This is a genomic window from Enterococcus sp. 7E2_DIV0204 (assembly GCF_002140855.1).
In the GTDB taxonomy this organism is placed as follows: Bacteria; Bacillota; Bacilli; order Lactobacillales; family Enterococcaceae; genus Enterococcus_L; species Enterococcus_L lemimoniae.
This window is the reverse complement of sequence record NZ_NGKY01000001.1, coordinates 260772-285097: the sequence shown is the minus strand read 5'-3', so window position 1 is coordinate 285097 and position 24326 is coordinate 260772. Positions and strand designations below refer to the sequence as shown.

24 protein-coding genes are annotated in these 24326 nt (G+C 35.3%); 22 read left to right on the top strand and 2 right to left on the bottom strand.

Annotated features, from left to right (window positions below):
- Nucleotides 1-401 precede the first annotated feature (401 nt).
- Genes A5819_RS01395 through A5819_RS01385 form a run of 3 tightly spaced genes read left to right on the top strand, consistent with a single transcriptional unit; the run spans nt 402 to nt 5030 of the window.
- A complete protein-coding gene (locus tag A5819_RS01395) occupies nt 402-2135 on the top strand; it encodes a DNA/RNA helicase domain-containing protein (RefSeq protein WP_086280729.1) in 1734 nt (577 codons plus the stop codon).
- The gene (locus tag A5819_RS01390) at nt 2123-2452 is read left to right on the top strand and encodes a nucleotide pyrophosphohydrolase (protein WP_086280734.1); all 330 of its coding nucleotides are present in this window, start codon (nt 2123-2125) and stop codon (nt 2450-2452) included. The genes A5819_RS01395 and A5819_RS01390 overlap by 13 nt, the downstream gene beginning before the upstream one ends.
- A gap of 28 nt (nt 2453-2480) precedes the next feature.
- A complete protein-coding gene (locus A5819_RS01385; RefSeq protein WP_086353012.1) occupies nt 2481-5030 on the top strand; it encodes a helicase C-terminal domain-containing protein in 2550 nt (849 codons plus the stop codon).
- A 43-nt stretch (nt 5031-5073) separates the two neighbouring features.
- On the opposite strand, the gene A5819_RS01380 is transcribed toward A5819_RS01385, so the two are convergent.
- Nucleotides 5074-5358 (bottom strand): hypothetical protein, encoded by a 285-nt coding sequence (locus tag A5819_RS01380; protein WP_086280736.1) that lies wholly within the window; start codon nt 5356-5358, stop codon nt 5074-5076.
- A gap of 1171 nt (nt 5359-6529) precedes the next feature.
- Here A5819_RS01380 and A5819_RS01375 point away from each other — a divergent pair.
- On the top strand, nt 6530-6661 hold the full coding sequence (locus A5819_RS01375) for a putative holin-like toxin (protein WP_086280738.1): 132 nt from the start codon (nt 6530-6532) through the stop codon (nt 6659-6661).
- A 166-nt stretch (nt 6662-6827) separates the two neighbouring features.
- Here A5819_RS01375 and A5819_RS01370 read toward each other — a convergent pair whose 3' ends face one another.
- Nucleotides 6828-7388 (bottom strand): hypothetical protein, encoded by a 561-nt coding sequence (locus A5819_RS01370; protein WP_086280739.1) that lies wholly within the window; start codon nt 7386-7388, stop codon nt 6828-6830.
- A 340-nt stretch (nt 7389-7728) separates the two neighbouring features.
- Here A5819_RS01370 and A5819_RS01365 point away from each other — a divergent pair, with 340 nt between their 5' ends.
- The 18 genes from A5819_RS01365 to A5819_RS01280 all read left to right on the top strand — a co-directional run bounded on the left by A5819_RS01365 (nt 7729) and on the right by A5819_RS01280 (nt 24295).
- The gene (locus A5819_RS01365) at nt 7729-8643 is read left to right on the top strand and encodes a phosphate/phosphite/phosphonate ABC transporter substrate-binding protein (protein ID WP_254907184.1); all 915 of its coding nucleotides are present in this window, start codon (nt 7729-7731) and stop codon (nt 8641-8643) included.
- A complete protein-coding gene (phnC, locus tag A5819_RS01360; RefSeq protein WP_086280741.1) occupies nt 8643-9455 on the top strand; it encodes a phosphonate ABC transporter ATP-binding protein in 813 nt (270 codons plus the stop codon). Before A5819_RS01365 ends, phnC begins: the two co-directional genes overlap by 1 nt.
- Nucleotides 9448-10239, top strand: a complete 792-nt coding sequence (gene phnE, locus A5819_RS01355) for a phosphonate ABC transporter, permease protein PhnE (RefSeq protein WP_086280743.1) — start codon at nt 9448-9450, stop codon at nt 10237-10239. The genes phnC and phnE overlap by 8 nt, the downstream gene beginning before the upstream one ends.
- A 14-nt stretch (nt 10240-10253) precedes the next feature.
- A complete protein-coding gene (locus tag A5819_RS01350; RefSeq protein ID WP_086280745.1) occupies nt 10254-11033 on the top strand; it encodes an ABC transporter permease in 780 nt (259 codons plus the stop codon).
- 17 nt (nt 11034-11050) lie between these two features.
- On the top strand, nt 11051-11776 hold the full coding sequence (locus A5819_RS01345; protein WP_086280747.1) for a tyrosine-protein phosphatase: 726 nt from the start codon (nt 11051-11053) through the stop codon (nt 11774-11776).
- 375 nt (nt 11777-12151) lie between these two features.
- The gene (locus A5819_RS01340) at nt 12152-12925 is read left to right on the top strand and encodes a carbonic anhydrase (protein WP_086280749.1); all 774 of its coding nucleotides are present in this window, start codon (nt 12152-12154) and stop codon (nt 12923-12925) included.
- A 142-nt stretch (nt 12926-13067) separates the two neighbouring features.
- Nucleotides 13068-13547, top strand: a complete 480-nt coding sequence (locus tag A5819_RS01335) for a hypothetical protein (RefSeq protein ID WP_086280752.1) — start codon at nt 13068-13070, stop codon at nt 13545-13547.
- 120 nt (nt 13548-13667) lie between these two features.
- Nucleotides 13668-13991: a hypothetical protein gene (locus tag A5819_RS01330; protein WP_086280754.1), complete on the top strand. Its 324-nt coding sequence runs from the start codon at nt 13668-13670 to the stop codon at nt 13989-13991.
- A gap of 37 nt (nt 13992-14028) precedes the next feature.
- Nucleotides 14029-14544, top strand: a complete 516-nt coding sequence (locus A5819_RS01325) for a GNAT family N-acetyltransferase (RefSeq protein WP_086280756.1) — start codon at nt 14029-14031, stop codon at nt 14542-14544.
- A gap of 101 nt (nt 14545-14645) precedes the next feature.
- The gene (locus A5819_RS01320; RefSeq protein WP_086280757.1) at nt 14646-16100 is read left to right on the top strand and encodes an amidase; all 1455 of its coding nucleotides are present in this window, start codon (nt 14646-14648) and stop codon (nt 16098-16100) included.
- 15 nt (nt 16101-16115) lie between these two features.
- Nucleotides 16116-16961: a transporter substrate-binding domain-containing protein gene (locus A5819_RS01315; protein WP_086280759.1), complete on the top strand. Its 846-nt coding sequence runs from the start codon at nt 16116-16118 to the stop codon at nt 16959-16961.
- The gene (locus A5819_RS01310; RefSeq protein ID WP_086280761.1) at nt 16962-17642 is read left to right on the top strand and encodes an amino acid ABC transporter permease; all 681 of its coding nucleotides are present in this window, start codon (nt 16962-16964) and stop codon (nt 17640-17642) included.
- 151 nt (nt 17643-17793) lie between these two features.
- Entirely contained in the window at nt 17794-17982 is a 189-nt protein-coding gene (locus A5819_RS01305) for a hypothetical protein (protein WP_086280763.1), read from the top strand.
- A 178-nt stretch (nt 17983-18160) separates the two neighbouring features.
- Complete coding sequence (locus A5819_RS19605; RefSeq protein ID WP_254907183.1) at nt 18161-18391, top strand: hypothetical protein; 231 nt, start codon at nt 18161-18163, stop codon at nt 18389-18391.
- A gap of 259 nt (nt 18392-18650) precedes the next feature.
- Nucleotides 18651-19649 carry a LacI family DNA-binding transcriptional regulator gene (locus A5819_RS01295; protein ID WP_086280765.1) on the top strand — a complete coding sequence of 333 codons (999 nt, stop codon included), beginning with the start codon at nt 18651-18653 and terminating at the stop codon, nt 19647-19649.
- A 74-nt stretch (nt 19650-19723) separates the two neighbouring features.
- Nucleotides 19724-21403: an alpha-glucosidase gene (locus A5819_RS01290; RefSeq protein ID WP_254907291.1), complete on the top strand. Its 1680-nt coding sequence runs from the start codon at nt 19724-19726 to the stop codon at nt 21401-21403.
- Complete coding sequence (locus A5819_RS01285) at nt 21393-22829, top strand: PTS transporter subunit EIIC (protein WP_086280770.1); 1437 nt, start codon at nt 21393-21395, stop codon at nt 22827-22829. The genes A5819_RS01290 and A5819_RS01285 overlap by 11 nt, the downstream gene beginning before the upstream one ends.
- Complete coding sequence (locus A5819_RS01280; RefSeq protein WP_086280773.1) at nt 22826-24295, top strand: sucrose-6-phosphate hydrolase; 1470 nt, start codon at nt 22826-22828, stop codon at nt 24293-24295. Before A5819_RS01285 ends, A5819_RS01280 begins: the two co-directional genes overlap by 4 nt.
- The last annotated feature ends 31 nt before the right edge of the window (nt 24296-24326 follow it).

Here is a 24326-nt window from a genome sequence, read left to right as displayed (position 1 = left end):
ATGCTAATTTATTTAGCTAAACTATCTTAGGAATTTCCTTCACAGGAAGAATACTTCACAGAAGAGATTTAAAGAAAGATATGTGATGATGCTATTGAAGATACTCCCAATTTGTATAAGTATATTAAGGATAATTTCATGTGGAAGAAAGAATACATGAAACTTATTATAAATAGTGAAGATTCGAAATGGATCAATTGAGTGGAAAAAGACTTTGAAATATTTTTGGATGGCAACACAAAAAATCATCTTATAATTATTAGATTTTACTTCTAATAATTATAAGATGCTTTTCATTACGCAAAATTAGCCTTTTTCTATTTATAAATTAAAACTTTCTTGCATAAAAGATTCCCTATTTTGAAAATAATTGTTACAATGTGTTTGGGAGAGTGTCGTTTATGAATTATGAAGATGATAGTATAAAAATCCAACTAAAAGAATATGATTTTTGTGAAAAAGAGGTTGAAAACTTAAAAGATCCTTTTGAAACCAATTACCCTATTTTGTATATTTTATATAATACGGATAAAAAGAAGATGCCAGAAGCATATGTGGGACAAAGTCACCGCTTTGATAAACGAATGTCTGAACATCTAAAAAGTAATAAGAAAGCAATGATGAAGAAAATTGTCATGATTGGACATGACACATTGAACGTATCTGCAGCATTGAATATTGAAACGAATTTAATCAGTTGTTTTATCGCAGATGAAAAATACAAAGTTGAAAATAGAAGCCAAATCAAAGGCAGCGAATCACATAACTATTATGATAAAAGATACTATGATGAAGTGTTGTTTCCAAAAATTTGGACTCGTCTTAGAGATGAAAAAATTGTTGAGCACAGTGCTGATTTTTTAAGAAATAAGGATACCTTCAAATTATCACCGTTTCGCGGATTATCACCTGAACAACAAGACTTAAAAGAAAAAGTCATCGATTTTTGTAAACGAAGTTTAGCTGATACGAAAAATGAACATCATGTCTTTTTTATTGCAGGAGAAGCTGGTACAGGTAAAAGTGTTGTTTTGAGTGCTATATTTAAAACGATTCAAGACTTAGCTGAAAAGAAGGAAAACAACGAGTTTTCTGACTTTAATCAGGATAATAATTATCTTTTGGTCAACCATAATGAGATGTTGAAAACGTATAAGAGTATCGCCGAAAGTTTGCCTAACTTAAAAAAGAAAAACTTTATGAAACCAACTAGTTTTATCAATGACATCGACAAGGGAAAACGAAAACAAGCAGACATCGTATTAGTAGATGAATCTCATTTACTACTTTCTACAAAAGACAAATATAATAGCTTTGAATATGAGAACCAACTGGAAGAGGTTATCAAAAGAAGTAAAGTCACGATTGTTGTATTTGATGAAAAACAAGTTCTAAAGCTAAAAAGTCATTGGAATGTTGATAGTCTTGTTGAAATAAAAGATAAGTACCCAATTCATGAAGAATATCATTTAACGACTCAATTTAGAATGAAAGCTGCTCCTGAAATCGTTCATTGGGTAGATTCATTTGTAGATCGAAAAATTTTGCCATTTCCTAAAGTGATAAAACGAGAAAAGACTAAAGCAGAACAAAGATTTGGTGATGAAGAGTTTGATTTCCGCTTTTTCTCTAGTGCTGAAGATATGAGGATGGAAATAAACGCAAGAAACCAGAAATTTGGCTTAAGCAGAATCGTTTCAACCTTTGACTATACACATAAAAAAGATGGCAAAGATTATCTAGTTGAAGAAGGGAATTTTTCAGCTCCATGGAATCGTACAGATTACAAAAAAAGTTGGGCAGAAGAAGAGGAAACGATTAACGAAGTTGGTTCGATTTATACAATACAAGGATTTGATTTGAATTATGTAGGGGTGATTTTAGGACCTTCGATTGGTTACGATACGGAAAAGAATGAGTTAAAAATCGATATTGAAAAATACAAAGATTCAGAAGCCTTCAAAAGTCGTAAAGGAATCGAAAATATAGACAAAGTGAAAGAGCAAATCATTTTGAATTCGATCAATGTTTTGTTAAAACGAGGAATCAATGGTTTATATATTTACGCAAGTGATGATAAACTGAGAGAGAAGTTAATGACAATTCAAAAGGAGAAATCGAAATGGACGAATTAATTAAGAAAATCAATCAATTTAGAGATGATCGCGATTGGCGACAATTTCATAATCCAAAAGATTTAGCAATTTCGATTTCTTTGGAAGCTTCTGAACTACTGGAGAATTTTCAGTGGAAAACGAGTGAGGAAGCGAAAGAGAAAAATCAAGAGAATATTGAACAGGAATTGGCGGATGTGCTGATTTATAGTTTGATGTTGGCAAGTGATTTGAAATTGGATGTTGAAGGGATTATTGAAAAGAAGTTGGAGTTGAATAATCGGAAGTATACAGTTGAGAAAAGCAAGGGGAATAAAGAGAAGTATACGCAACTTTAAAAAATAATTATAAGGGAGTTTATTAATTATGTTTAAAATACCAAGTAGTTCGAACTTTGAACCGAAAAGTCCATTGGATCTATTTAACCATTTAAAGAAGGTAGAGACTCTCCGCTATCAACAAGGAGAAACTTTAAAGCGTTATATGGAATATGAAGAAAAAAAAGATATATCCATTGAAATGCCTGCTGGCAGTGGAAAGACTTTAGTAGGCGGCTATATTGCAGGTTATGAAAATTTGAAAAATCAAAAAAGAACTGTTTACGCTTGTGCCACCAGACAATTAGCAAATCAAACTAAAGAATTACTAGATACTTATGGGATTGATAATGTTTTACTAGTAGATTCAAGTAAAAAATTTGAAGATATAAGCAAAACTAAATACAATAGGTCTAAAAGTGTCGCTATAACCACTTATAGTCACATATTTAATTCTCATCCTTTCTTTAATGATGCTGAAGTCATTATTTTTGATGATGCACATGCTACTGAGTACGCGATAACCAGTTTGTGGACAGTTAGTATAAAAAAATATAGTCAAGAAACTCATGAAATCTATAAAGATATGTACGAAATGATAAAAGATTTTCTAACGAAAAGTGTACAAGATAAAATAGAATATTCAAGATATAGTCAAAATATGGAAGCAATAGATATTGTACCTCATAATTTATGGATTCAAATCTCTGATAATATTAGAAGTTATTTAGATTCAGTTGTAGAGGATACAAGTTTATGGTATTCATGGGGAAAAATCAGAGAATTTTTTGATATGTGTCAGATATATGTTAGTGATAAAGAAATTATTGTGAAACCTACATATTATCCAAATGAAAGACATGCTGCATTTAAAAATGCAACAAAGCGTATATACATGACCGCTACAGTTGGAGTTAATGGTGATTTAGAAAGAATATTTGGAGTAAGAGATATCCAAAAAATATCAGAGTTTAGTGATGGTTTGAGTAGAGTTTCAGGTAGGAGATTATTACTTTTTCCAGAAGATACTTTTGGAAAAGATGAAGTTGAAAATGTCATAAAAACAACTTTAGAATTACAAAATAGAATCCTTGTTTTAACTTCATCTGAAGATCAAGTTAGTCAGGCTTCAAAATGGGTTGAAGAATATTTACCAAAGTATCGAATTTTTAAGAAAGAAGATATAGAAGAAACATTAGATAATTTTAAAGAGAGCTCAAAAGCTGTTCTTATTTTGGCAAATCGATATGAAGGTATTGACTTAAAAGACGATGAGTGTCGATTACAAGTATTGTATGGTTTTCCAACTAGTATTGGTAGTACGGAATTGTTTTTACAGAATAAATTGAATGCTAATGCTGTTTTAAATGACAAGATTGCTACGCGTCTCACACAAGCTTTGGGAAGGTGTACAAGATCATCAAATGATTACGCTGCAGTGATGATTATTGGTGATGAAATTAGAAAATATATATTTAAGAAAGAATTCACCAATAAATTGCCCGCTGAATTACAGGCTGAGCTAGAACTATCTCTAGAACAATTTGAATTTTTCACTGATTTAGAAAAATGGTCAGCATCAATAAATGGATTTTTTGAACAAGGTAGTGAATGGAAACAAGCAGAAGATTATTTGCAACAGAAAACGCGTGAGTTATCAAGTATTCAATCAGAAAATACTTCGGTGATAGACTATTTGTCAGAACTAGATTTTCAATATAATTTGATAGACAGGCAATACGAAAAAGCACATAAAAATGTTGAAGATATCTTATTAAGCTTGTCTAAGCAAAGTAATTTAAATGGTTATAGAGCATGGTGGAACTATAATAAATCTGTAATTTATAATTTGCAAAATAATAAAACGAAAAGTGAAGAATATTTAAAAAATTCAATCAAAGCTTCGTCTAATAAGAACTGGATAAATCTTGATTACTCATATGGCGAAGAAATTGATTCTGTTTATACTGAAAGTGAAGAAGAGCAGATAGATACTATATTGTCAATGTTAGAAAACTATACTTCAAGAATGAGTAAATTTAATAAAAAAATGAAGAATATTAATGATAGAATAGATAGGGGAACATCTTCAGAATTTGAAAAAGCTTTAGCAGAATTTGGCGAACTTTTAGGTTATAGAACTGAAAGTCCAGTTGGAAAAGCTGTGCCAGATGGAATCTGGCAGTTTGCTAATTATTGGATAGTTTTTGAAGCTAAAAATGCACGAAACAATAAGAAAAAAAGCATGGGACTTGATGATATAGAGCAACCAAGTAGGCATGTTAAATGGTTAGAAGCTAACGAAAATATAAATGAAAATGATGAAATAATCTCAATGATGTTAGATAGTTCTAGCATGTTTATTGAAAAAGAACTTTCTACATATGCTGAAGGAGTTTTCTTTAAAGATGTGGTTCAAATCCATCAACTATTTTTAAAAATGCAATCTATTTATTTGGAAACTATTAACAAATTAGAACGAACAAATAAAGATGAAGCAAAATTATATTTATATTCTGAAATGAAAGCTAATCACATGCTCAACTTGGATTTAATTGCTTATTTTAAAACCGATAGATTAACAGACTTAGTTAAATAAAATTTCTTAGGATCACTCATAAGTGATCCTATTTTTATAATTATTAGAACAACCCGTTTACCTTCCTCTCCCCATCCAACTTTCTCACCTTTTCCTCCTCAATCTCCATCAACCTAATAAACTCCTCAAAAAAAGCATGAAACAAGTGCCCACAAGCATAATACTCCTTCACAACCTTTTTCTTATTAATCGGCCCTTTCCGAAACTGAAAAAAATGATCCAACACAGCAAGCGGCTCCTCCCAAGACTGCAACCGATCCAACGTATGCTGCAAATCCGTAATATCCTGATAAGGAATCACCTTTAAACTCTGACCTTCTTTTTTCATAACCCATTTCCTCCCATTTTAAAAGTACTCTTAAAACCAGTAACACGAAGCGCTGAACAACATCATCCAACGCCCCAATACTTAACTCATTTATCTACGCATTGACTAAGGCAACGATGAAACAAACCAGTGATAAAAACGACTTATGGATGATTTTTCTAAGCCTGTCCGTATTCCTATCACTTTCTTCTCAAAGCAAAACAAAAAACGCTATTGTAGTTTTCGTGAACTACCAATACCGTCATCAATCCCCTAGATAAAGCCCAAACCCTCCATAAAATACAAAATCCCAACCAAAAGTTTCCAGACAGACTAGAAAATCCCAGTAAAATTAGGTACAATAAAAGAGCTAGTGCTTTTGTGCTAGCAATTGGCAACTTGTATAGATAGTTTCTGCTGTCTATGCAAGGCTTCATCATCTGATTGCTGTCAGAGGGTGAAGTGCCTTTTTGCTTTGCACCACCACAACTGACCAAAGGGCTAGAGTGGATGATGCAAAGTACAAGGTGAACGAAGTGAACGTTTTCTCCTTGTCTTATATCTATAATGGATCATTTGCTTTACTTTGAACGAAACCTCCTTTTACTAGATTTGTAGAATAGAAAAAAACGATATCAGGTAACATCACCCAATATCGTTCACAATAGTCCAAAGAATTATCTACCACTTTTTCAAAGTAACCCAAAGAGAATCCAAGAAACCTATAGAAAAATAGGCAAACTTTAGGTACAATGAAAGAAGCTAGTACATGTTGCTAGCACTATTGGCAACTTGTTTGGGCAGTTTCTGCTGTCTTTACAAGGCTTCAAATGCTTGGTTGCTGCCAGGCTTTGAAGTGCCAATTTATTTTTATATTCTGATTTGAACAGTTCATGTTGATATGAACTGTTTTTTTCTATTCTACCTCTTAAGTATATCCGAAAAGAATACGAACACGCAACATAATTTTTCTTACAAATACGATTAAATAACACAAAAAAATGCTCTCTTATATATAAGGAAAAATAACAAAAAAATTTTTTTCAGCAGGTTATTTTTATCCTCAAATGACAGCTATATAAAAGTAAAATCGTTCGTTCAAAAAGTCTTTCAGGTATGATATACTTTTCATTGTAGAGAAGTTATGACGGTGGCGACTTCCGAGAGGTGGTGGTGCTTATGGAGATAAGTACTGAAATCTACGAAAGGAGAAAGCCTTTTGTCAGCATTGGATACAATTAAACTGATCCTAAGCTTTGGTATGTTTACCATCGCTTTAATTCGTTTAGTTGTAGAATTGCTTAAAAACGACAAAAAGAAATAACCAGTCATTAACTTTAGCAGGTTAACTGGTTATTTCATTACCTAAAAACTTCGCTACCGTCTTAAACGGCTCTACATAGGAGAGATATGTTAGCGCATATCTCTCTTATCACTTGCATTATAGCATACAACTTATTTTTTTTCCATATCCACTTAAAAGCGTTTTTCTAATTCTTACTTAGAATCCGTTTATAAATAATCGGTCTATCAAATCCAAACACTCGTTTAGCACCATTAAACAGTTCCTCTTTTATGACCAACGCCTCATCAGATAGCTCTTGCTTTAAGATAAACGCTGTTGTTTTTGTAAACATGCTATGTGATTCGCCAGTAAACATACCATCTTGTTCCGTATAATGCAATGGCACAAATTTGTCAGATACTGAGAGATCAGAAAAATCAATGTTTTTCAGCTCATTAAACTTCGCGTTCATTAATTCTTTTGGCACAGTGATTGATTTTAACACCACATCACCAGATTCATCCGTTGAAAACAGAAAAATATCTGATTTGAATTTCTCTTTATTTTTCAACGTATAGTAACTTTCTTCATGCAAAAATACCCCATCGAAATCCTTTGGACGATTCATAATCAGATCATTTAGAAGCGTATTATTGTGTACTGCAAAGGGAAACTGCGCTTGTTCTTCTTCCGATAGAGACTGAAACTGCTCACTATTATCGAAACGTCCACTTAATAATTGAATAACCTTCTTTAAATTTTCCATATCATTCACTCAGCTTTCTTTAAACTTGCCATTATAGAATCATTACTTCTTTTCTATTTTATCAAAACATTGAAAGAGAAAAAAGAGACGAGAAAATAATTAAAATAAATCTATACTCTTGTTTTAAAATTTCTTTCCTTATAAAGGTTGATACATCTCATTTTAACATAACGAACGTTCTATTTTTAAGTTGAAATCCTATCATCCACACTCAAAATCCACAGATTCCATACCATTTCTTAACATCAATTAACCTATAATTTACATAAAAGTGCGGATAAATTTACATTTAATAAGTAGTATTATCAGTGTAATAACAAAAAGGAGGAAGAAAATTCACATGAAAAAGAACGTTCTATTTGGACTCACACTATTAGCCTCAATTGGATTCATGACTGCCTGCGGATCGAACAAAGCAGTTTCTGCTAAAGCAGATGGTATGCCAGAAAAGATAACGATTGTTACAATGCCAGATGAAAATAATCCCGAAGCTGGCGGTAAAAATAAAAAATTTCAAGAAGATATGAGCAAAGCATTAGGTATTGAAGTGGATGTAATGGAAGGTGCAGATTACGCAGTAGGGATCGAAGCGATGAAAAATAAAAAGCTAGATGTATTGTTAGTATCCCCAATGAGTTATTATCAAGCCAAAGAACGCGTAGAGATAGAACCAATCGTTACAACATCTTCTGCTGGAAAGGAAGCGTATCGTACGGTTTTTATCACAAAAAAAGACAATGACAAAATCAATAAGTTAAAAGACTTGAAAGGAACTAATTTCGCCTTTGTTGATCCTGCTTCCTCATCTGGTTATCTCTATCCAAAGTATGAATTGGTCAAAGAACTTGATTTAGAGCAGGAAAAGGTCGAAGAACCAAATTATTTCTTTAAAACAGTAGCCTACTCAGGCAAACACGATTCAAGTGTTATGGGGGTTGCTAAAGGAGATTATGAAGCGGCTGCAGTTGCTGCACAAGTCTTACAATCTATGGATGATGCAGGCTTAGTCAAAAAAGATGAGTTGAAAATCATTGGTGAAACGCAAGAAATTCCAAATGCAGCATATGTTATGAGAAAAGATTTGCCAGAAGAATTGAAGAAAAAAATCAAAGATTTCTATTTAAATTATGATGATAAAGAATACTTTAAAGCTTTCTACAAAGATGATTCAGTGAAGTTTGTTGAGGCTCATGACACAGACTATGAATCAGTAAAAGAGATGATGAAGGTCTTGGGAATAGAGGGAGAAAAATAATGACATTATTAGAAATTAAAAATGTTAGCAAAGAATACAAAACAGGGCAAAAAGCATTAAATGACATTTCTCTTTCAATCAATAAAGGTGAATTTGTTGTCATCATCGGTCCGTCTGGAGCAGGAAAATCAACACTGATCCGTGTCATCAATCAATTGGTTTCTCCAAGTTCGGGGGAGGTCTTGTTTCATCAACAAAATATCACAACAGCAAAAGGAAAGAAACTAAGAGAATTACGTTCAAATATCGGGATGATTTTTCAGCACTACAACTTAGTGGAGAGAACAAATGTGCTGAAAAATGTCCTTCACGGAAAACTAGGACAGGTCTCTTTTTTTACAAGTGCATTTGGTCGATACTCACAAGAAGATCGGCAAATGGCGATGGAATTATTAGCACAAGTCGGGTTACTAGACCAAGCTTATAAAAGGGCAGATGAACTCTCCGGGGGACAAATGCAACGAGTGGGTATTTGCCGAGCATTGATGCAAAATCCTGCGTTGATTTTGGCAGATGAACCAATTGCCTCTCTTGATCCAAAATCATCAGAAATCGTGATGACTCAATTAAAAGAAATAACCGAGTCAAGAAACATGACCACGATTGTCAATTTACATCAAGTGGATGTTGCTAAAAAGTATGCGACGCGCATTATTGGCGTAAAAAAAGGTGAAATTGTTTTTGACGGAACGCCAGTTGAGTTGACAGAAGAAAAAATCGAACAGCTTTATAACAATGAGTCTGTTCCAGCAATCAGTATGGAAAGCCCTGCTATGATCCTAGCACAGCAGGAGGAGCATGTGTATGGATAATCCAGGATCAGTCGTCTTAGCACAACAAAAAAGCTTAAAAAAACGTGTAACGGTGGCACTATTAAGTGTTATCGGAATATATTCCTTCGTTTATTTGCAAGTAGATCCTATAACACCGCTTTTGACGTTGCCTAATGTGTTCCTGTTTTTTGGTGAAAATTTTTTTCCACCAAACTTCAATGGTTTTTCTAGCTATATCTCATTGATCGTACAAACATTGTTATTTGCAGTAGTTGGAACCTATATTTCCGCAGTTTTATCATTTGTTTTTGGACTGCTAATGGCTGAATCGATCAATCCAATTGCACCTGTAAGAATTGCTATTCGATTTATTGTCTCATTTATTAGAAATATCCCTATATTAGTCTGGGCCTCGTTGTTAGTGTATATCTTTGGTATTGGCAACATGGTTGGATTAATTGCGTTGATTCTTGCCACATTTGGTTTTTTGACGCGCTCATATGCAGAAGAAATGAATAATATTGCAGATAGTAAACTAGAAGCATTAAAAGCAACAGGGGCAACCCCTGCACAATTACTTGTTCATGGTATTATTCCTGCTTTTTTTCCTGCTTGGATCAATTGGACTTTTTTTTCATTTGAAATCAATATCCGGGCATCAAGTATTTTAGGAATGGTAGGTGCTGGAGGGATTGGTATTATGATTCAAACGAATATTCGTTTGTTTAAATACCAAGAAGCCATGGCACTGATTATCATTCTAGTCATACTAGTATTATTAACGGAATTTTGTGTAAATAAACTTAGAAAGTGGATTTTATAGGAGGAAATGGGCGAATGGATAGAATTCCTTTAGTAAAGCCAAAAGATAAAATCAGAAACCTTGTGATTTGGGTAGCTGCGCTCTTATTATTTGGAATTAGTGCGTCATTATTAGATTTGGACATGGGCACTTTTTTATCGAGATTGGGTCAATCAGGTGAGGTAATCCGTCATTTTTTAACACTGGATATTTCGGATATTGGGAGTATTTTGAGTGAGTTAGTATTGTCTTTATCAATGGCCATAGCTTCACTGATCTTAGGGGCAATTTTGTCCCTGATATTTGCTTGCTTAGGTGCAGATAACATTGCGCCAGCACGCTTTGTGTCAGTGGGCATAAAAGCAGCCATATCCATTATCAGGGCGATCCCAGCACTTGTGTGGATTTTAATGATTGTTGCAAGTTTAGGCTTTGGTCCACTATCAGGTGTGATTGGAATGATGTTTCCAACCGTTGGGTACTTAACAAAATCATTTATCAGTAGTATAGAAGAAGTTCCAGTTCAGGTGATTGAAACCATGCGGTCAACAGGCGCGAATTGGTTTCAATTGATACAAGAAGGCATTTTACCGAATGTATCGAAATCGTTCCTCAATTGGTTAGCGATTCGTGTTGAAGGAAATGTAGCTGAATCAATCTCACTTGGAATGGTTGGAGCTGGAGGAATTGGCACACTACTGACAAGAGCCATTGGTGGGTATCAGTATGGAAAAATCACATTTATATTTTTAGTGATTTTTGGGACAATGTTTACAATAGAAATGTTTGTGACACGAGCCAAAAGAGCTATTTAAAGAAAAGGAGACAACGCATGTATTATCAACGATTGCCTTTAGAAACAACCTATAACACGAGAGATTTAGGTGGCATACCAACAAAAAATGGTCAAATGGTTACCTGGAAAAAGCTATTTCGCAGCGATGATGTAAGTCAGTTAAGCACTACTGATAAGCGATTTTTAGAAGAATACGGTGTAGGGGTTGCAATAGATTTACGTAGCCATCGTGAACGAGAAGAAAAAAACTATTCTTTAGAAGACTCGTTTATTAAAACGTATCATATTCCGTTTATGATTGAAGAAAATTTGGTGAATCAGAACGCGTTGCAAATACAAAAAGTAGCGAAAGAGATCACGCTGTATGATCTATATAATACATTTATTTTTGAACAACAAGCGGTTATCAAAGAATTGTTTACGATTATTTACAATAGTTCTGATCAAGGTATTTTATTTCACTGTGCCGCTGGAAAAGATCGAACAGGCATTTTGGCCGTCTTGATTTTAGGCTTATTAGATGTCGAGGATTCGGATATTATAGCTAATTATGAAACCTCTTATACATTTTTATCCGCAAACCAAGCATTAGTACCACCAAAAGGATTTGAACACCTAATGGAATCAGATAAGAAAAATATAGCTACTTTATTACCTGAGATAAAGAAAAAATATGGGACTATTTATGATTATTTACAGGAATGTGGCCTATCTGAACAGATGTTATTAGAAATACGGGCACGCTATACACAATGTGTTTAATATAGACCATTATCTTTTAAACTTATTCATGTTTTGCCAAGAGAAAAAACGCTGAAATCAACCGTAATAGGCTGATTTTCAGCGTTTTTATCTTGGATTTTATTTGAAAATAGAACAGCGAAAATGTTCAATGGCAACGACTAAAAGTCAAGGACTAATATAAGGAGCGCTATAGTGACCTGTTAATTGTTGGTTTGGTGTTAATAGATGTTTATCAATCAACAGGATCAACAAAATAAATAGTATTATCTTTTATGGAGATAGATCAGATAGTATTTTTTTGTATTTATTACGTTGATAACATGAAAAGTATATTTATTTTTCATGAAAAATGCGATATAATATATTGTATTTTGAAGAAAGAAGGATGAAAAAATGAAAAGAACAGCACTCTCAGTATCACTTTTGACGTTTACAGCTATTTTAGCCGTAGGCTGTACATCAAATAAAAGTGCTAGTGACACATCAGAAAAGAAAGACGCTACAACTGAATCAACAACACAGGCAAAAAAATCTGAACATATTGATTATGATGATCAAGAAGATTGGGAATTTTCTGCTGGAAAGATGCAGTCACCGATTGATATCGTTACTAAGAAAGCTGAAGTGATGACACCAGATACTGGAACAATCACAATTGATTATGGAAAAGATATTACAAAAGCTGAAAATAACGGCCATAGTATCCAAATCACTGATGGTGGTACATCTGTGATTAATGGACGAAACTTTACCTTAAGTCAATTTCATTTCCATGCGGAAAGTGAACATACTGTCGACGGTAAACATTATCCAATCGAAGCGCATTTTGTGAATACTGCCCAAGATGGACGAATTGCAGTTATTGGAGTATTCTTTAAGGAAGGCGCTGAAAATAAAGGCTTTCAAGAGGTTTTGGATGACGTAAACAATGATAAAAAGGATCCAATTACTGACTTAGATGATATGATCCCATCCAATAGAAGCTATTATCATTATCTAGGTTCATTAACGACACCTCCATTGAATGAAAATGTAGAATGGTATGTGATGAAAGAACCTGTGGAAGTATCTTCAGCTCAAATCGAAGAATTCAAAAAATTATATTCTCATAATAATCGAGAAGTTCAACCGTTGAATGATCGATCAATTTTAGAGCATGATGAATAAATGAAATGTGGTTTGCAATAATTAGAAGTTGAAGAACGAGCCATGATGGTGTTTATCATCATGGTTTTTTATGTTAGAGTGAATAATCTAATGGAAATTTAACAGTTGTTTTTATTTTTTACAAAGAAGGGATGGCACCAAAATGAAAAAGAAGGGTTATCTAGTCTGTTTGTTACTACTGTTAATAATCAGTTGTGTAATAGTTACTGCCTGTAACAAAACAAAAGCTCAGACGCAAAATAGCGAAGCAACGAAGCGTAAAAATCAGGCGTTAAGCAAAGAAACAATTGAATCATCCAATAAGAAATTAAGCGAAAGGAATGCAGATTCATTCTCGTTAGATCTGAAAAATGCGAGTGCAGAAAGACTTTACGAAACTTTTAATGGTCCGAATGCAGATGAGATTATCACTCTTTTAGAAATGGATCATGATGATTCAGATAGAATTTTAGTAACGACGGATGGGACGATAATAACGGGGCAAATTAGAGATGAAAATGGTAGGAACGTTGATTCTAATACGGATAAAAATAGTATAACGGTGAAAGAGCTTAAAGATTTAGTTCTAAAACACAAAGAAAAGATAGATGAATTAGCAGCAAAAGATAGTTCGTTAGAGTAGTTCACTAACGGGCAAATGGGCTCGGTTTTTTACTAGATAAGACGGATGTTTAAGGTTATACAAAAAATGAGTTTTAGGTGTGAACATTAATACCTTGATAGGATGGTGACGAATACATATATGCAAAAGAAACGGTTAAAAAAAGAATTATTTAGTTGCTTACTCTACATCTTGATTCCATTGATATTGGGTGCAGTAGCAAGCATCTGGATTAAAGTATCAATTCGAACTATCGTAGCGATCCTTTATGGCATCATGCTTGTTTTTATGTTCCCGTCAGATGTTTTTTTTAGTTGTACATTGGATTACAACATAAAATCAGTTAATCCAAGTTACAAACATGAAAAACCAGATTATATCGGTGGTACTAAACAACAGTTACTTCATTTTACTTTAGTGGCTTTTGGATTAGTCGTTTGTTTGTTGCTTATGTTGCTAGATTGATCTCTGTTCCAAAAAAGATGAGAAAGAAGGAAAAGCGATGATAGAAATAAAAAAAATTAGCCTAAATGACCTAGTAGCATTACAAACATTAAGCATCAAAACTTTCACAGATACTTTTGCGAAAGACAATACGCCAGAAGATTTAAAAGACTATCTTGATCAAGCGTATACAGAAAAAAAATTAACCAGTGAGCTTCAAAATAAACAGTCAGAGTTCTATTTTATTTATTCAGATGATCAACTTGCTGGATATTTAAAACTCAATGTAAATGATGCACAGACTGAAACGATTGAGGAAAATGCGCTAGAAATCGAACGAATTTATATCGATTCAGATTTTAAAAGACTAGGACTTGGCAAAATGCTTTACAGTAAAGCGATAGAGCGAGCGAAGGCGTTAAACAAGACCGCTATTTGGTTAGGTGTTTGGGAGCGTAATTTTTCAGCGATGAAATTTTATCATAAGATGGGATTTACTCTGGTTGGAGAGCATTCCTTTTATATGGGAGAAGATGAACAGACGGATTTGATTATGAAGAAGAAGCTAAACTAATCATTTTGATGTTGAAAACGATATTCTTTCAAGCAAAATAAACCTAAAAATCCCCCAACAACCTGTATAATAAAAACATATGGATTGTAAGGGGGATGATCATGAAAGACGGCCTATACTACGCAACACAATTTCGAGAAAAAAAGCTAAGTGTACTAGAGTGGATCGATGAACGAGCGCAGCAAGTAAAAAAGTTAAATCCTGAACTCAATGCATTTGTCGATTGGGATGCAGAATCAGCAAAAAAACAATACGAAGCTAGAGGAGCTGAAACGGGTCCTTTTTTTGGCTTACCTATTCCTTTGAAAATGTTAGGCCAAGACAAAGCAGGAATGAAATCAACTTCTGGTTCTCGTTTGTTTACAGAAAACCGTGCGAGTTCAACCGATAATTTTGTGAAAGGGTTAGAACGATTAGGCTTGATTCCATTAGGGAAAACCAATGCGCCAGAGTTTGGCTTCAAAAATATTTCTGATCCGACGATTTACGGACCAGCGAGAAATCCTTGGAATCTTGATTATTCACCTGGCGGTTCTAGTGGTGGAGCGGCGGCAGCTGTTGCTAGTGGCTTGTTTCCAATTGCTGGAGCAAGTGATGGCGGCGGTTCGATTCGAATTCCTGCTTCTTTTAGTGGACTGATTGGATTAAAACCTACACGTGGCAGTATGCCAGTTGGGCCTGATGGCTGGCGTGGTTGGCAAGGAGCTTCGATTGATTTTGCTTTGACCATTTCGATGAGAGATACCGAAACGTTATTCTATCATTTACGCGGAACCGAAAAAGCAGCACCTTATCAAGCACCAAAAGCGGAATGGGAACATCAATCAGCCACAAGGAAACCAGTTTTGAAGATCGCCTTTTTAACGGAATCACCCGTCGGAACGACCGTTTCAGCGGAAGCAATAAAAGCAACACACAATGCAGCAACATTTTTAGAGCAACAAGGGCACGAGGTCACCGAAATCTCGTATCCAGTCAATGGACGTCAATTGATCGACAGTTACTATTTAATGAATGGCGCAGAAACGGCAGCTATGTTTGAAGGGATACAGCAAGCGATTCAGCGGCCCGTTACAAAAGCTGATATGGAATTAATGACTTGGGGCATTTACCAATATGGTTTACAGATCCCTGCAAGTCAGTATACGAAATCACTTCAACTGTGGGATCAAGCGGCATATAAAATGGAGCAATTATTCGAGGAATATGATTTATTATTAATGCCGACCGCCGCTGATGTAGCACCTAAAATCGAGGCAGAACTGCAGAGTGATCAGATTCGTAAAGATTTATCACAAGCGGAGTCACTTTCCGTTATACAGTTGCAACACTTAATCTATGATATGTTTGAAAAAAGTCTGACGATCACGCCATATACTCAATTGGCTAATTTAACGGGACAACCTGCAATCAGTTTACCTACTCATGTAGCAGCATCAGGTTTACCGATAGGTATTCAATTTATGGCTTCCAAAGGTCGAGAAGATATATTATTTCAAGTTGGAAAGATGTTTGAACAAGAGCAAAAATTCTTATTACCAAAATATTATCGTTAATCATAGGAGGTTCAAATGAAGAAAGTATTCGCTAGTTTTAGTATTGTTGCCCTAAGTTTAGTGCTCGTTGCGTGTGGTGGCACAAAAGAGCAGACCGCTGGAAAAGATGAAAGCTGGACAAAAGTCGAAGAAGCAAAAAAAATAACAGTTGCAACCTCAGGAACGCTATTCCCGTCATCTTACTATAATGATGAAAACAAATTAACGGGTTATGATGTGGATGTCATCACCGAAGTTGCCAAACGGTTGGATATTGATGTTGAATTTAAAGAATACAATGTAGATGGCCAAATCACGTCAGTGGATAAAGGTGAGTCGGATTTAGCAGCGAATGATTTTGGGTTATCAGGGGATAGAGGCAAAAAATTCATCTTATCTTCTCCAATCAAGTATTCATTTGACAGCATGATCGTCAGAAAAAGTGATGATTCCGGGATCGCGTCTCTTGAGGATTTAAAAGGAAAAAAAGCAGCTGGCGAACCCAATACCAGCTACATGAAAATCGCGGAAAAATATGGAGCAAAATTAGTAACGTATGATAACGCGACAAATGACCAATACTTAACAGATGTTGCCAATGGTCGGACAGATGTTATTTTAAACGATTATTATTTACAAAAAATGTCAGTGGGGGCGTTACCTGATATTCCAGTTAAAATCTTAGAAGATGTGTATTTCAATGCGAACTTTACTGGCTTTTTAATGAAAAAAGACAGTGTTGCCTTAAGTAAAAAGATTAATGAAACATTAAAAGCAATGGCTGATGACGGAACTATGAAAAAAATCTCTGAAACGTATTTCCAAACAGATGTTTCAGTGGAGCCGAAAGAAAAAGTGACAGAAAGTGTTTCAGCTGAATAGATGTATATACCAAAAATTGATTTTCAGTTAATGATCGACTCGATTCCCTTTCTGCTGACTGGTTTACCTTATACAATTGGCATCAGTATCGTGACGTTTTTGATGGGGAATGTTCTTGGTATTCTGTTGACAGTTTTAGGAATGTTACCTTCAAAATTGATCAAAGGTTTTGTCCGATTTTATATTTCGTTTTTACGTGGCGTTCCAGGTTTAGTTTTGTTGTTTCTTTTGTATTTTGGTCTGCCCTATCAATTAAGTGCATTAACTGCGGCTTGTATTTGTTTTAGTTTGACGAGCAGTGCGTTTATTGCTGAAATCTATCGTGGCTCGATTTCCGGAGTGGATGCAGGACAGTGGGATGCGGCGTATGCATTAGGGTTGCCGTTTGGTAAAGTGATGCGCAAAATTATCTTACCGCAAGCGTTTCGGATTTCGATTCCAGCTTTAGGGAATGTAGCGATGGACTTGTTAAAAGGCACGTCTTTAGCTGCGATGATCACGATTCCTGATATTTTTCAAAAAGCCAAAATCGTGGGTGGAAGAACTTTTGATTATATGACAATGTATATTTTAGTAGCGGTCATGTATTGGCTCCTATGCGTTGCAATTGGTTGGGGTCAAAGCTGGTTGGAAAGACATTATATCAATCGTTATAAAGGAAAAACAGAAGTTAGAACGTAAAATAGACTGTGTAAGTAGTTAAGGAGAAGCTACTTGCACAGTTTTATTGTTGTTAGGGTGTAAAGACAAATAGGGATTACTATTCTTTTATTCACAAAAACCGAGTATAATTATTATAGCAAATCATTTTAAATAGAAAGTTGGAAAATGAATGGATCAGAAGGAAATAAAAGAGACAAGTCAATTTTTGGTAACGGAATATAAGGATAGCTTGATCAACGGATTTGTGGAAACACCTAGTCAGTTTATGATGCGCATGAACGTAGAGCCAAAAGTGGAAGCCTATTTGCGACCATTATTAAATCAAGCGGAGCAAGAAGTTAAAAATAATACTAAATAATCGAGTAGTAATGTTTTAGGAGGAAAGAGGATGCTTGTTTATATTTGCTGTGCAGGTGGGATGACATCTAGTATGTTTTGCCAAAAAAATCGCAAAAGCGGCAGATCCTAACGAGGTTTATTTTGGGGCTCTGCATGATGTAATTGCTGATTTTCAGAATTTATCTAACACCTATTCTATGTTGATTGCATATGGCGGAGAAGGCGAAATTAATAAAGTAAGCTTAGAACCAATCTTTAAACCATATGTGGATGGTGTATTTGTTTGTCCTCAAGTTCGTTATAAAACAGCAAGTTTACAAAAACTACTTTCACCTTTAGATATTCCTTTTAAGGATATCGATATGAAAACCTTTGGGAATATGAATGGAGAAAAAGCATTAAGAGAGAGTTTAGATTTTAAGCAATAAACTTAGTACGCTACTGATAGAAGTAAAGGTGCAATTTTTTTTAGCTTGCTACAATGCAAGCTTTTTTGCGTGAGTTTGACCTATTTTTAAGAGATAATACGCGAGAGAATCAAAATGACGATTTGCAGAAGGGGCTATTTGAAAAGGTACAAAAGTAAGAAGCCAATTATACGAAAACAGTAGGTTTTCATTTTTAGCATTGACAAAAATAAAATGATACTCTATATTTATGATATCGATATCATAAAAGGAGAAAAAGATGGCAACGATCAAAGATGTCGCAAAAAAAGCTGGTTTATCGGTTTCGACAGTTTCACGTTTTTTGAATGATCATCCGTATATTTCAGATGATAAAAAAGAACGAATACAACAAGCAATGGATGAACTAAACTATGCGCCGAGTGCGATTGCAACACAACTTCGCTCAAAAAAATGTACGACGATCGGTGTGTTGATTTCAAGAATCACGAATCCCTTTTTTTCTTATTTAGTGGATGCAATCGAAAAACAAGCAAAAGAATATGGTTACCAGCTGTTGATCATGCAAACGTATGATGATCCAAAAGCAGAGTTGAAAATGCTGGAGTATTTAAAACAACAAGTTGTTGCTGGTGTTATCATGACCTCTATTGAAAGCGATTCACAAGTAATTGATGGGTATTCAAAATATGGCCCAATTGTTTTGTGTAATGAAAAGCTAGATGGAACAGGTATTCCAAACATTTCTACTAATCAAGAAGAAATCAGTTATGAAGCAACCAATTATCTGGTTCAAAAAGGGTATCGTAAAATCGCTTATTGTACCGGTGGGAATCTAACCATTGGTGGACATGGTCAGCGTCGAACGAAGGGATTTGAACGTGCACTTGCTGAACATAATTTACCTATCAAAAACAAATGGATTTTTAAACAAGTTCATAACATGGAAGATGGTCAAAAAGTAGCAAAAGAATTATTGGCTCTACCTAAAAAGGAGCGGCCAGATGCTGTGTTTAGTGGAAGTGACGAGGTTGGGATTGGAATTATCCAAGAAGTACTTCAGCAAGGATTGCGTGTACCAGAGGATTTGGCGGTATTAGGTTTTGATAATCAGCCAAGCACAAGTATTATTGCCGTCCCGCTAACTACCATCAATCAGCCAACAACCGCTTTAGGAATCGAATCAACGAAATTAATAGTTGCGTTGATTGAGGGAACAACCTACAAAGTAAATAAACAAGAGCTTATTTTATCGCTAATTGAGCGTAAGTCCACCTAGGTGGATTTATTCTTGCGAAAATATGATATCGATACCACAAATGGTGAAAGGATGAATAAATAGTGAATATAGAAATGAAAGACGAAAAATGGTGGGAAAAAGAAGTGATTTATCAGATTTATCCCAAAAGTTTTAAGGACTCAAACAATGATGGAATAGGTGATATTCAAGGGATTCGAGAGAAGTTGCCTTATTTGAAAGAATTAGGGATTACCATGATTTGGATCTGTCCGATATTTACGTCACCAATGGTGGATAATGGCTATGATATCTCTAATTTTGAAGGAATCAATCCTGAATTTGGCACTATGGCTGACTTTGATCAATTGTTAGAAGAGGCGAATGAACTGGGAATCAAAGTGATTTTAGATTTAGTTATCAATCATACATCAGATGAACATCCGTGGTTCCAAGCAGCATTAAAAGACCAAGAAAGTCCGTATCGAGATTATTATATTTTTAAAGAAGGGAAAACTGCACCAAATAACTGGCGCTCGATTTTTGGCGGTTCAGTTTGGGAAAAGCTGCCAGATGAAGAGGTCTATTATTTCCATGCCTTTGATAAAAAACAGCCCGATTTAAATTGGGAGAACCCAGCATTACGTCAAGAACTATACGGAATGATTAATCGTTGGCTAGAAAAAGGCATTGCTGGTTTTCGGATCGATTCGATTACGTTTATCAAGAAGGATCAAGATTTTGCCAGTTTACCAGCTGATGGGGTAGATGGTTTAGCTTCTTGTAAAAGTAAAACCCGGAATCGGCCAGGGATTGACGTGTTTTTGAATGAACTGAAAAGAGAAACCTTTGAGAAATACAATTGTGTCACAGTTGGGGAAGCGCCAGGTGTTCCTTATGAGGAATATGGGGATTTTATTGGAGATGATGGCTATTTTTCGATGATCTTTGATTTTAATTATTCAGATATTGATGTGGAATCTGGTTCTGATTGGTTTAAACGAACGAATTGGACAACGAAGAAATTTAAAGAGAAATTGAAACGATCCCAAGAAGTCTTACAAGCCAATGGTTGGGGTGCTAATTTCATTGAAAACCACGATCAACCGCGTGCTGTCTCTAAATTTATCAAACCTAAGTACCAAACGGATGAAGCTGCTAAAGCGTTAGGTATGCTCTATTTCTTTTTACGAGGAACGCCATTTATTTATCAAGCCCAAGAGCTTGGAATGCAAAATGCGGAACGCAACAAGATCGATCAATTTAATGATATCTCAAGTATCGATAATTATCATCGTTCAATTCAAGAAGGCTTTACGCCAGAAGAAGCAATGGAGTTTGTCAATCAACGGAGCCGGGATAATACACGTACGCCATTTCCTTGGAATGATAGTCAATACGGAGGATTTTCAACGACGACGCCATGGCTTGCGATGACAGAAGAATATCCAAGTCGAAATGCACAGCAGAACCAAGTATTAGCACATTACAAAAAAATGATCGAACTTAGACAACAAGGAATAGTAAGTGATACTTTAACAAAGGGGACAATTATTTTCTTAGAGAATGTGCCAGATAATATTGTTGCATATAAACGTGTATTTAAAAAAACTGAGGTATATTCATATACTAATTTAAGTGATACGGAGGAACTAATTCCCTTCGAAAAGAGAATGTTTGATTTACTTTTAGATTCCCATGATGATTTAGCAGTTGAGGGAAATGAATTAAAGCTCCATCCTTATCAAAGTGTTTTATTTAAAAAAATAAATGAGGTGAGTGACAATGGCAATTAACTACAAACAAATCGGAGAAGAGATCATCGATGTTGTCGGGGAAGAAAATATTACAGGGATCACCCATTGTGCGACACGTTTGCGTCTGGAAGTAAAAGACCGTGAATTAATCGATGATAAAAAAATCGAAAAAATCGATCAAGTAAAAGGAGTATTCTTTAATGCTGGACAATACCAAATCATTTTAGGTACTGGCATCGTGAATAAAGTTTATGATTCGCTGGTTCAAAACAATCATGATTTATTGGAAAAAGAAACCTCTTTAGAAGAAATGAAAAAAACAAACAATCCAATCAAACACGCGATTCGGACGCTTTCTGATATTTTTGTACCGATTATTCCAGGAATCGTGGCAACTGGGTTATTTTTAGGGTTGAAAGGCGTCTTTTTAAACGAAAGTGTTTTAGCTTTTTTTGGAACATCTACCGATAAAATCCCTGAGTTTGTGTTGGTTCTTTTAAGCGTTCTGACGGATACTGTTTTTGCTTTTTTACCTGCGCTGATCTGTTGGTCAGCGTTTAAGAAGTTTGGTGGTACACCGATCATTGGATTCGTGATTGGGCTGATGTTGGTGTCGCCAATGTTGCCGAATGCTTATTCTGTGGCAGACATCAATAGTGGTGTTGAACCGTTGATCGCATTTGGGTTTATTCCGATTGTAGGATATCAAGGAAGTGTCTTAACCGCTTTAGTTATTGGGTTACTAGGTGCGAAATTGGAAAAAGTGTTACGTCGAAAAATGCCAAATTCCTTAGATTTGATGTTTACACCTTTTGTGGTCATTTTGGTGATGTTGTTGACAGGGCTATTGGTTTTAGGACCAATTTTACACTTTGTTGAAAGTGGTTTAGTTTACTTGATTACAGGATTGATCAAATTGCCTTTTGGGATTGGTGGTTTGCTGATTGGCTTTTTATATCCGCTAGCTGTTATGACAGGGATGCATCACTTGTTTATTATGATCGAAACAAGTTTATTAGCAACAACTGGTTTTAATCCACTGATTACACTTTGTGCGATGTATGGCTTTGCCAATGCAGCTGTGAGTTTTGCTGTGAGTGTGAAGGCCAAAGATAAGAATGTAAAAGTGATCGGAACGAGTGCTGGTGTGACACAACTTTTAGGTGTAAGTGAGCCAGCGCTATTCGGGATCACGATTCGCTATGGGATGAAACCTCTTGGGATCATGTTAGGTTGTTCTGCATTAGGCGGCGCTGTTTTATCGTTGCTAAACGTGCAAGCGAATTCATATGGGTTAGCGGTAATTTTGTCACCATTGATGTATATTTATAGCTCTTATCAATTAGTGACCTATATTGTGGTTGGGATTTTTATCTTTTTCTTGTCGTTTGTGTTGACGTATCTATTTGGTGTGCCAAAAGAAGTGATGATGTCAGATGATGAGTATCTAGGAGCAGAACAATGAGCTGGACCAATGCACAACGCTATCGAGCGATAACGGATGCCAAGGATGGGGAACTGTCAGTATTAGAAGCAAAAGTCGCAAAGAGTATCTGGCGGCAAAAGTATCATATTCAGCCTAATTATGGTTTGTTGAATGATCCAAATGGATTTTGCTATTATAATGGCAAGTACCATCTATTTTATCAATGGTTTCCGTTTGGAGCCGTCCATGGAATGAAGCATTGGTATCATTTAACCAGTACCGATTTAGTGAATTGGCAAGAGGAAGGTGTGGCCTTAATGCCAGAATTTCCTCATGAATCCCATGGAATATTTTCTGGAACTGGTCTCGTGAATGATAATCAATTGTATTTATTTTACACAGGAAATCATCGAGATGAAAAGTGGCAACGGCGTTCTTCTCAATGCTTAGCGATTCTTTCAAGCGATGGCAAAATAGAAAAGTTAGCGGAACCAGTTATCAGTGGACCTCCGCAACAGTACACACATAATTTTCGAGATCCTAAAGTGTTCAAAAAAGGCAATCACTATTACATGCTAGTTGGTGCACAGCGAGAGTCGTTGGAAGGCTGTCTCCTCGTTTATGTGTCAGATGATTTGAAGGCGTGGAAATTTAAACAGGAACTAAAAACAAATCATGATTCGTTTGGCTTTATGTGGGAATGTCCAGATTATTTTTCACTTCAAGGTCAAGAGGTGCTATTATTGTCACCGCAAGGTTTAAAACCAAAAGGCAATGATTTTCAGAATATTTATCATTCGGGTGTTTTTATTGGTAAGTTTGATGAGCATGTAGGTTATTTTGATACAGATTCGTTTCAAGAGTTGGATAAAGGCTTTGACTTCTATGCACCTCAAACCACACAAACGCCTGATGGTCGACAAATTTTGATTGGCTGGATGGGTTTACCTGATACAGTGTATCCAAGTGATCATGATGGCTGGGCAAACTGTTTAACGATTCCAAGGGAATTATCTATAAAAAATGGCCAAATTCAGCAACAGCCACTTCAGGAATTAAAGCAAAAACGAGTAAAAACAACTCAGCACCAGATAAAAGTAGTGAGTAGTCGTGAACGATTAAAAACAATCTATTCTGAGGTTGGAGAATACCGAATCTCAATCAATGTAGGGACGGCAGAACGGGTAGGAATTGCTTTTAGAGTGGGGGATGATGAAGAAACAGTGTGTTTATTGGATCAAGTAGCTGAGTATTTTAGTCTAGATCGTACTCGTTCAGGAATCCCTGTGGCCACTGATTATGGTACAGTGAGAAAAATGACTTACCAGCAATCAGTTGTTCAACTAACTGTTTTTCTGGATCAATCGTCAATTGAAGTCTTTGTAAACGATGGAGAAGCCGTTTTTTCCAGTCGGATTTTTCCAAAAGAGGACAGTCGTTACCTTGATGTGTTTGCAGAAAATGGTACGGCTCAGATAGAGATAAAACAATGGTGTTATGCGTAAAAAAATTAAGAAAATTGTTAAGCGAACAAAG

What these genes read in the sequence shown, in the direction of transcription:
- A5819_RS01395 (WP_086280729.1), top strand. Translation starts at nt 402, where the DNA reads ATGAATTATGAAGATGATAGTATAAAAATCCAACTAAAAGAATATGAT.
- A5819_RS01390 (WP_086280734.1), top strand. Translation starts at nt 2,123, where the DNA reads ATGGACGAATTAATTAAGAAAATCAATCAATTTAGAGATGATCGCGAT.
- A5819_RS01385 (WP_086353012.1), top strand. Translation starts at nt 2,481, where the DNA reads ATGTTTAAAATACCAAGTAGTTCGAACTTTGAACCGAAAAGTCCATTG.
- A5819_RS01380 (WP_086280736.1), bottom strand. Translation starts at nt 5,358, where the DNA reads ATGAAAAAAGAAGGTCAGAGTTTAAAGGTGATTCCTTATCAGGATATT.
- A5819_RS01370 (WP_086280739.1), bottom strand. Translation starts at nt 7,388, where the DNA reads ATGGAAAATTTAAAGAAGGTTATTCAATTATTAAGTGGACGTTTCGAT.
- A5819_RS01365 (WP_254907184.1), top strand. Translation starts at nt 7,729, where the DNA reads ATGAAAAAGAACGTTCTATTTGGACTCACACTATTAGCCTCAATTGGA.
- phnC (WP_086280741.1), top strand. Translation starts at nt 8,643, where the DNA reads ATGACATTATTAGAAATTAAAAATGTTAGCAAAGAATACAAAACAGGG.
- phnE (WP_086280743.1), top strand. Translation starts at nt 9,448, where the DNA reads ATGGATAATCCAGGATCAGTCGTCTTAGCACAACAAAAAAGCTTAAAA.
- A5819_RS01350 (WP_086280745.1), top strand. Translation starts at nt 10,254, where the DNA reads ATGGATAGAATTCCTTTAGTAAAGCCAAAAGATAAAATCAGAAACCTT.
- A5819_RS01345 (WP_086280747.1), top strand. Translation starts at nt 11,051, where the DNA reads ATGTATTATCAACGATTGCCTTTAGAAACAACCTATAACACGAGAGAT.
- A5819_RS01340 (WP_086280749.1), top strand. Translation starts at nt 12,152, where the DNA reads ATGAAAAGAACAGCACTCTCAGTATCACTTTTGACGTTTACAGCTATT.
- A5819_RS01335 (WP_086280752.1), top strand. Translation starts at nt 13,068, where the DNA reads ATGAAAAAGAAGGGTTATCTAGTCTGTTTGTTACTACTGTTAATAATC.
- A5819_RS01330 (WP_086280754.1), top strand. Translation starts at nt 13,668, where the DNA reads ATGCAAAAGAAACGGTTAAAAAAAGAATTATTTAGTTGCTTACTCTAC.
- A5819_RS01325 (WP_086280756.1), top strand. Translation starts at nt 14,029, where the DNA reads ATGATAGAAATAAAAAAAATTAGCCTAAATGACCTAGTAGCATTACAA.
- A5819_RS01320 (WP_086280757.1), top strand. Translation starts at nt 14,646, where the DNA reads ATGAAAGACGGCCTATACTACGCAACACAATTTCGAGAAAAAAAGCTA.
- A5819_RS01315 (WP_086280759.1), top strand. Translation starts at nt 16,116, where the DNA reads ATGAAGAAAGTATTCGCTAGTTTTAGTATTGTTGCCCTAAGTTTAGTG.
- A5819_RS01310 (WP_086280761.1), top strand. Translation starts at nt 16,962, where the DNA reads ATGTATATACCAAAAATTGATTTTCAGTTAATGATCGACTCGATTCCC.
- A5819_RS01305 (WP_086280763.1), top strand. Translation starts at nt 17,794, where the DNA reads ATGGATCAGAAGGAAATAAAAGAGACAAGTCAATTTTTGGTAACGGAA.
- A5819_RS19605 (WP_254907183.1), top strand. Translation starts at nt 18,161, where the DNA reads ATGTTGATTGCATATGGCGGAGAAGGCGAAATTAATAAAGTAAGCTTA.
- A5819_RS01295 (WP_086280765.1), top strand. Translation starts at nt 18,651, where the DNA reads ATGGCAACGATCAAAGATGTCGCAAAAAAAGCTGGTTTATCGGTTTCG.
- A5819_RS01290 (WP_254907291.1), top strand. Translation starts at nt 19,724, where the DNA reads ATGAAAGACGAAAAATGGTGGGAAAAAGAAGTGATTTATCAGATTTAT.
- A5819_RS01285 (WP_086280770.1), top strand. Translation starts at nt 21,393, where the DNA reads ATGGCAATTAACTACAAACAAATCGGAGAAGAGATCATCGATGTTGTC.
- A5819_RS01280 (WP_086280773.1), top strand. Translation starts at nt 22,826, where the DNA reads ATGAGCTGGACCAATGCACAACGCTATCGAGCGATAACGGATGCCAAG.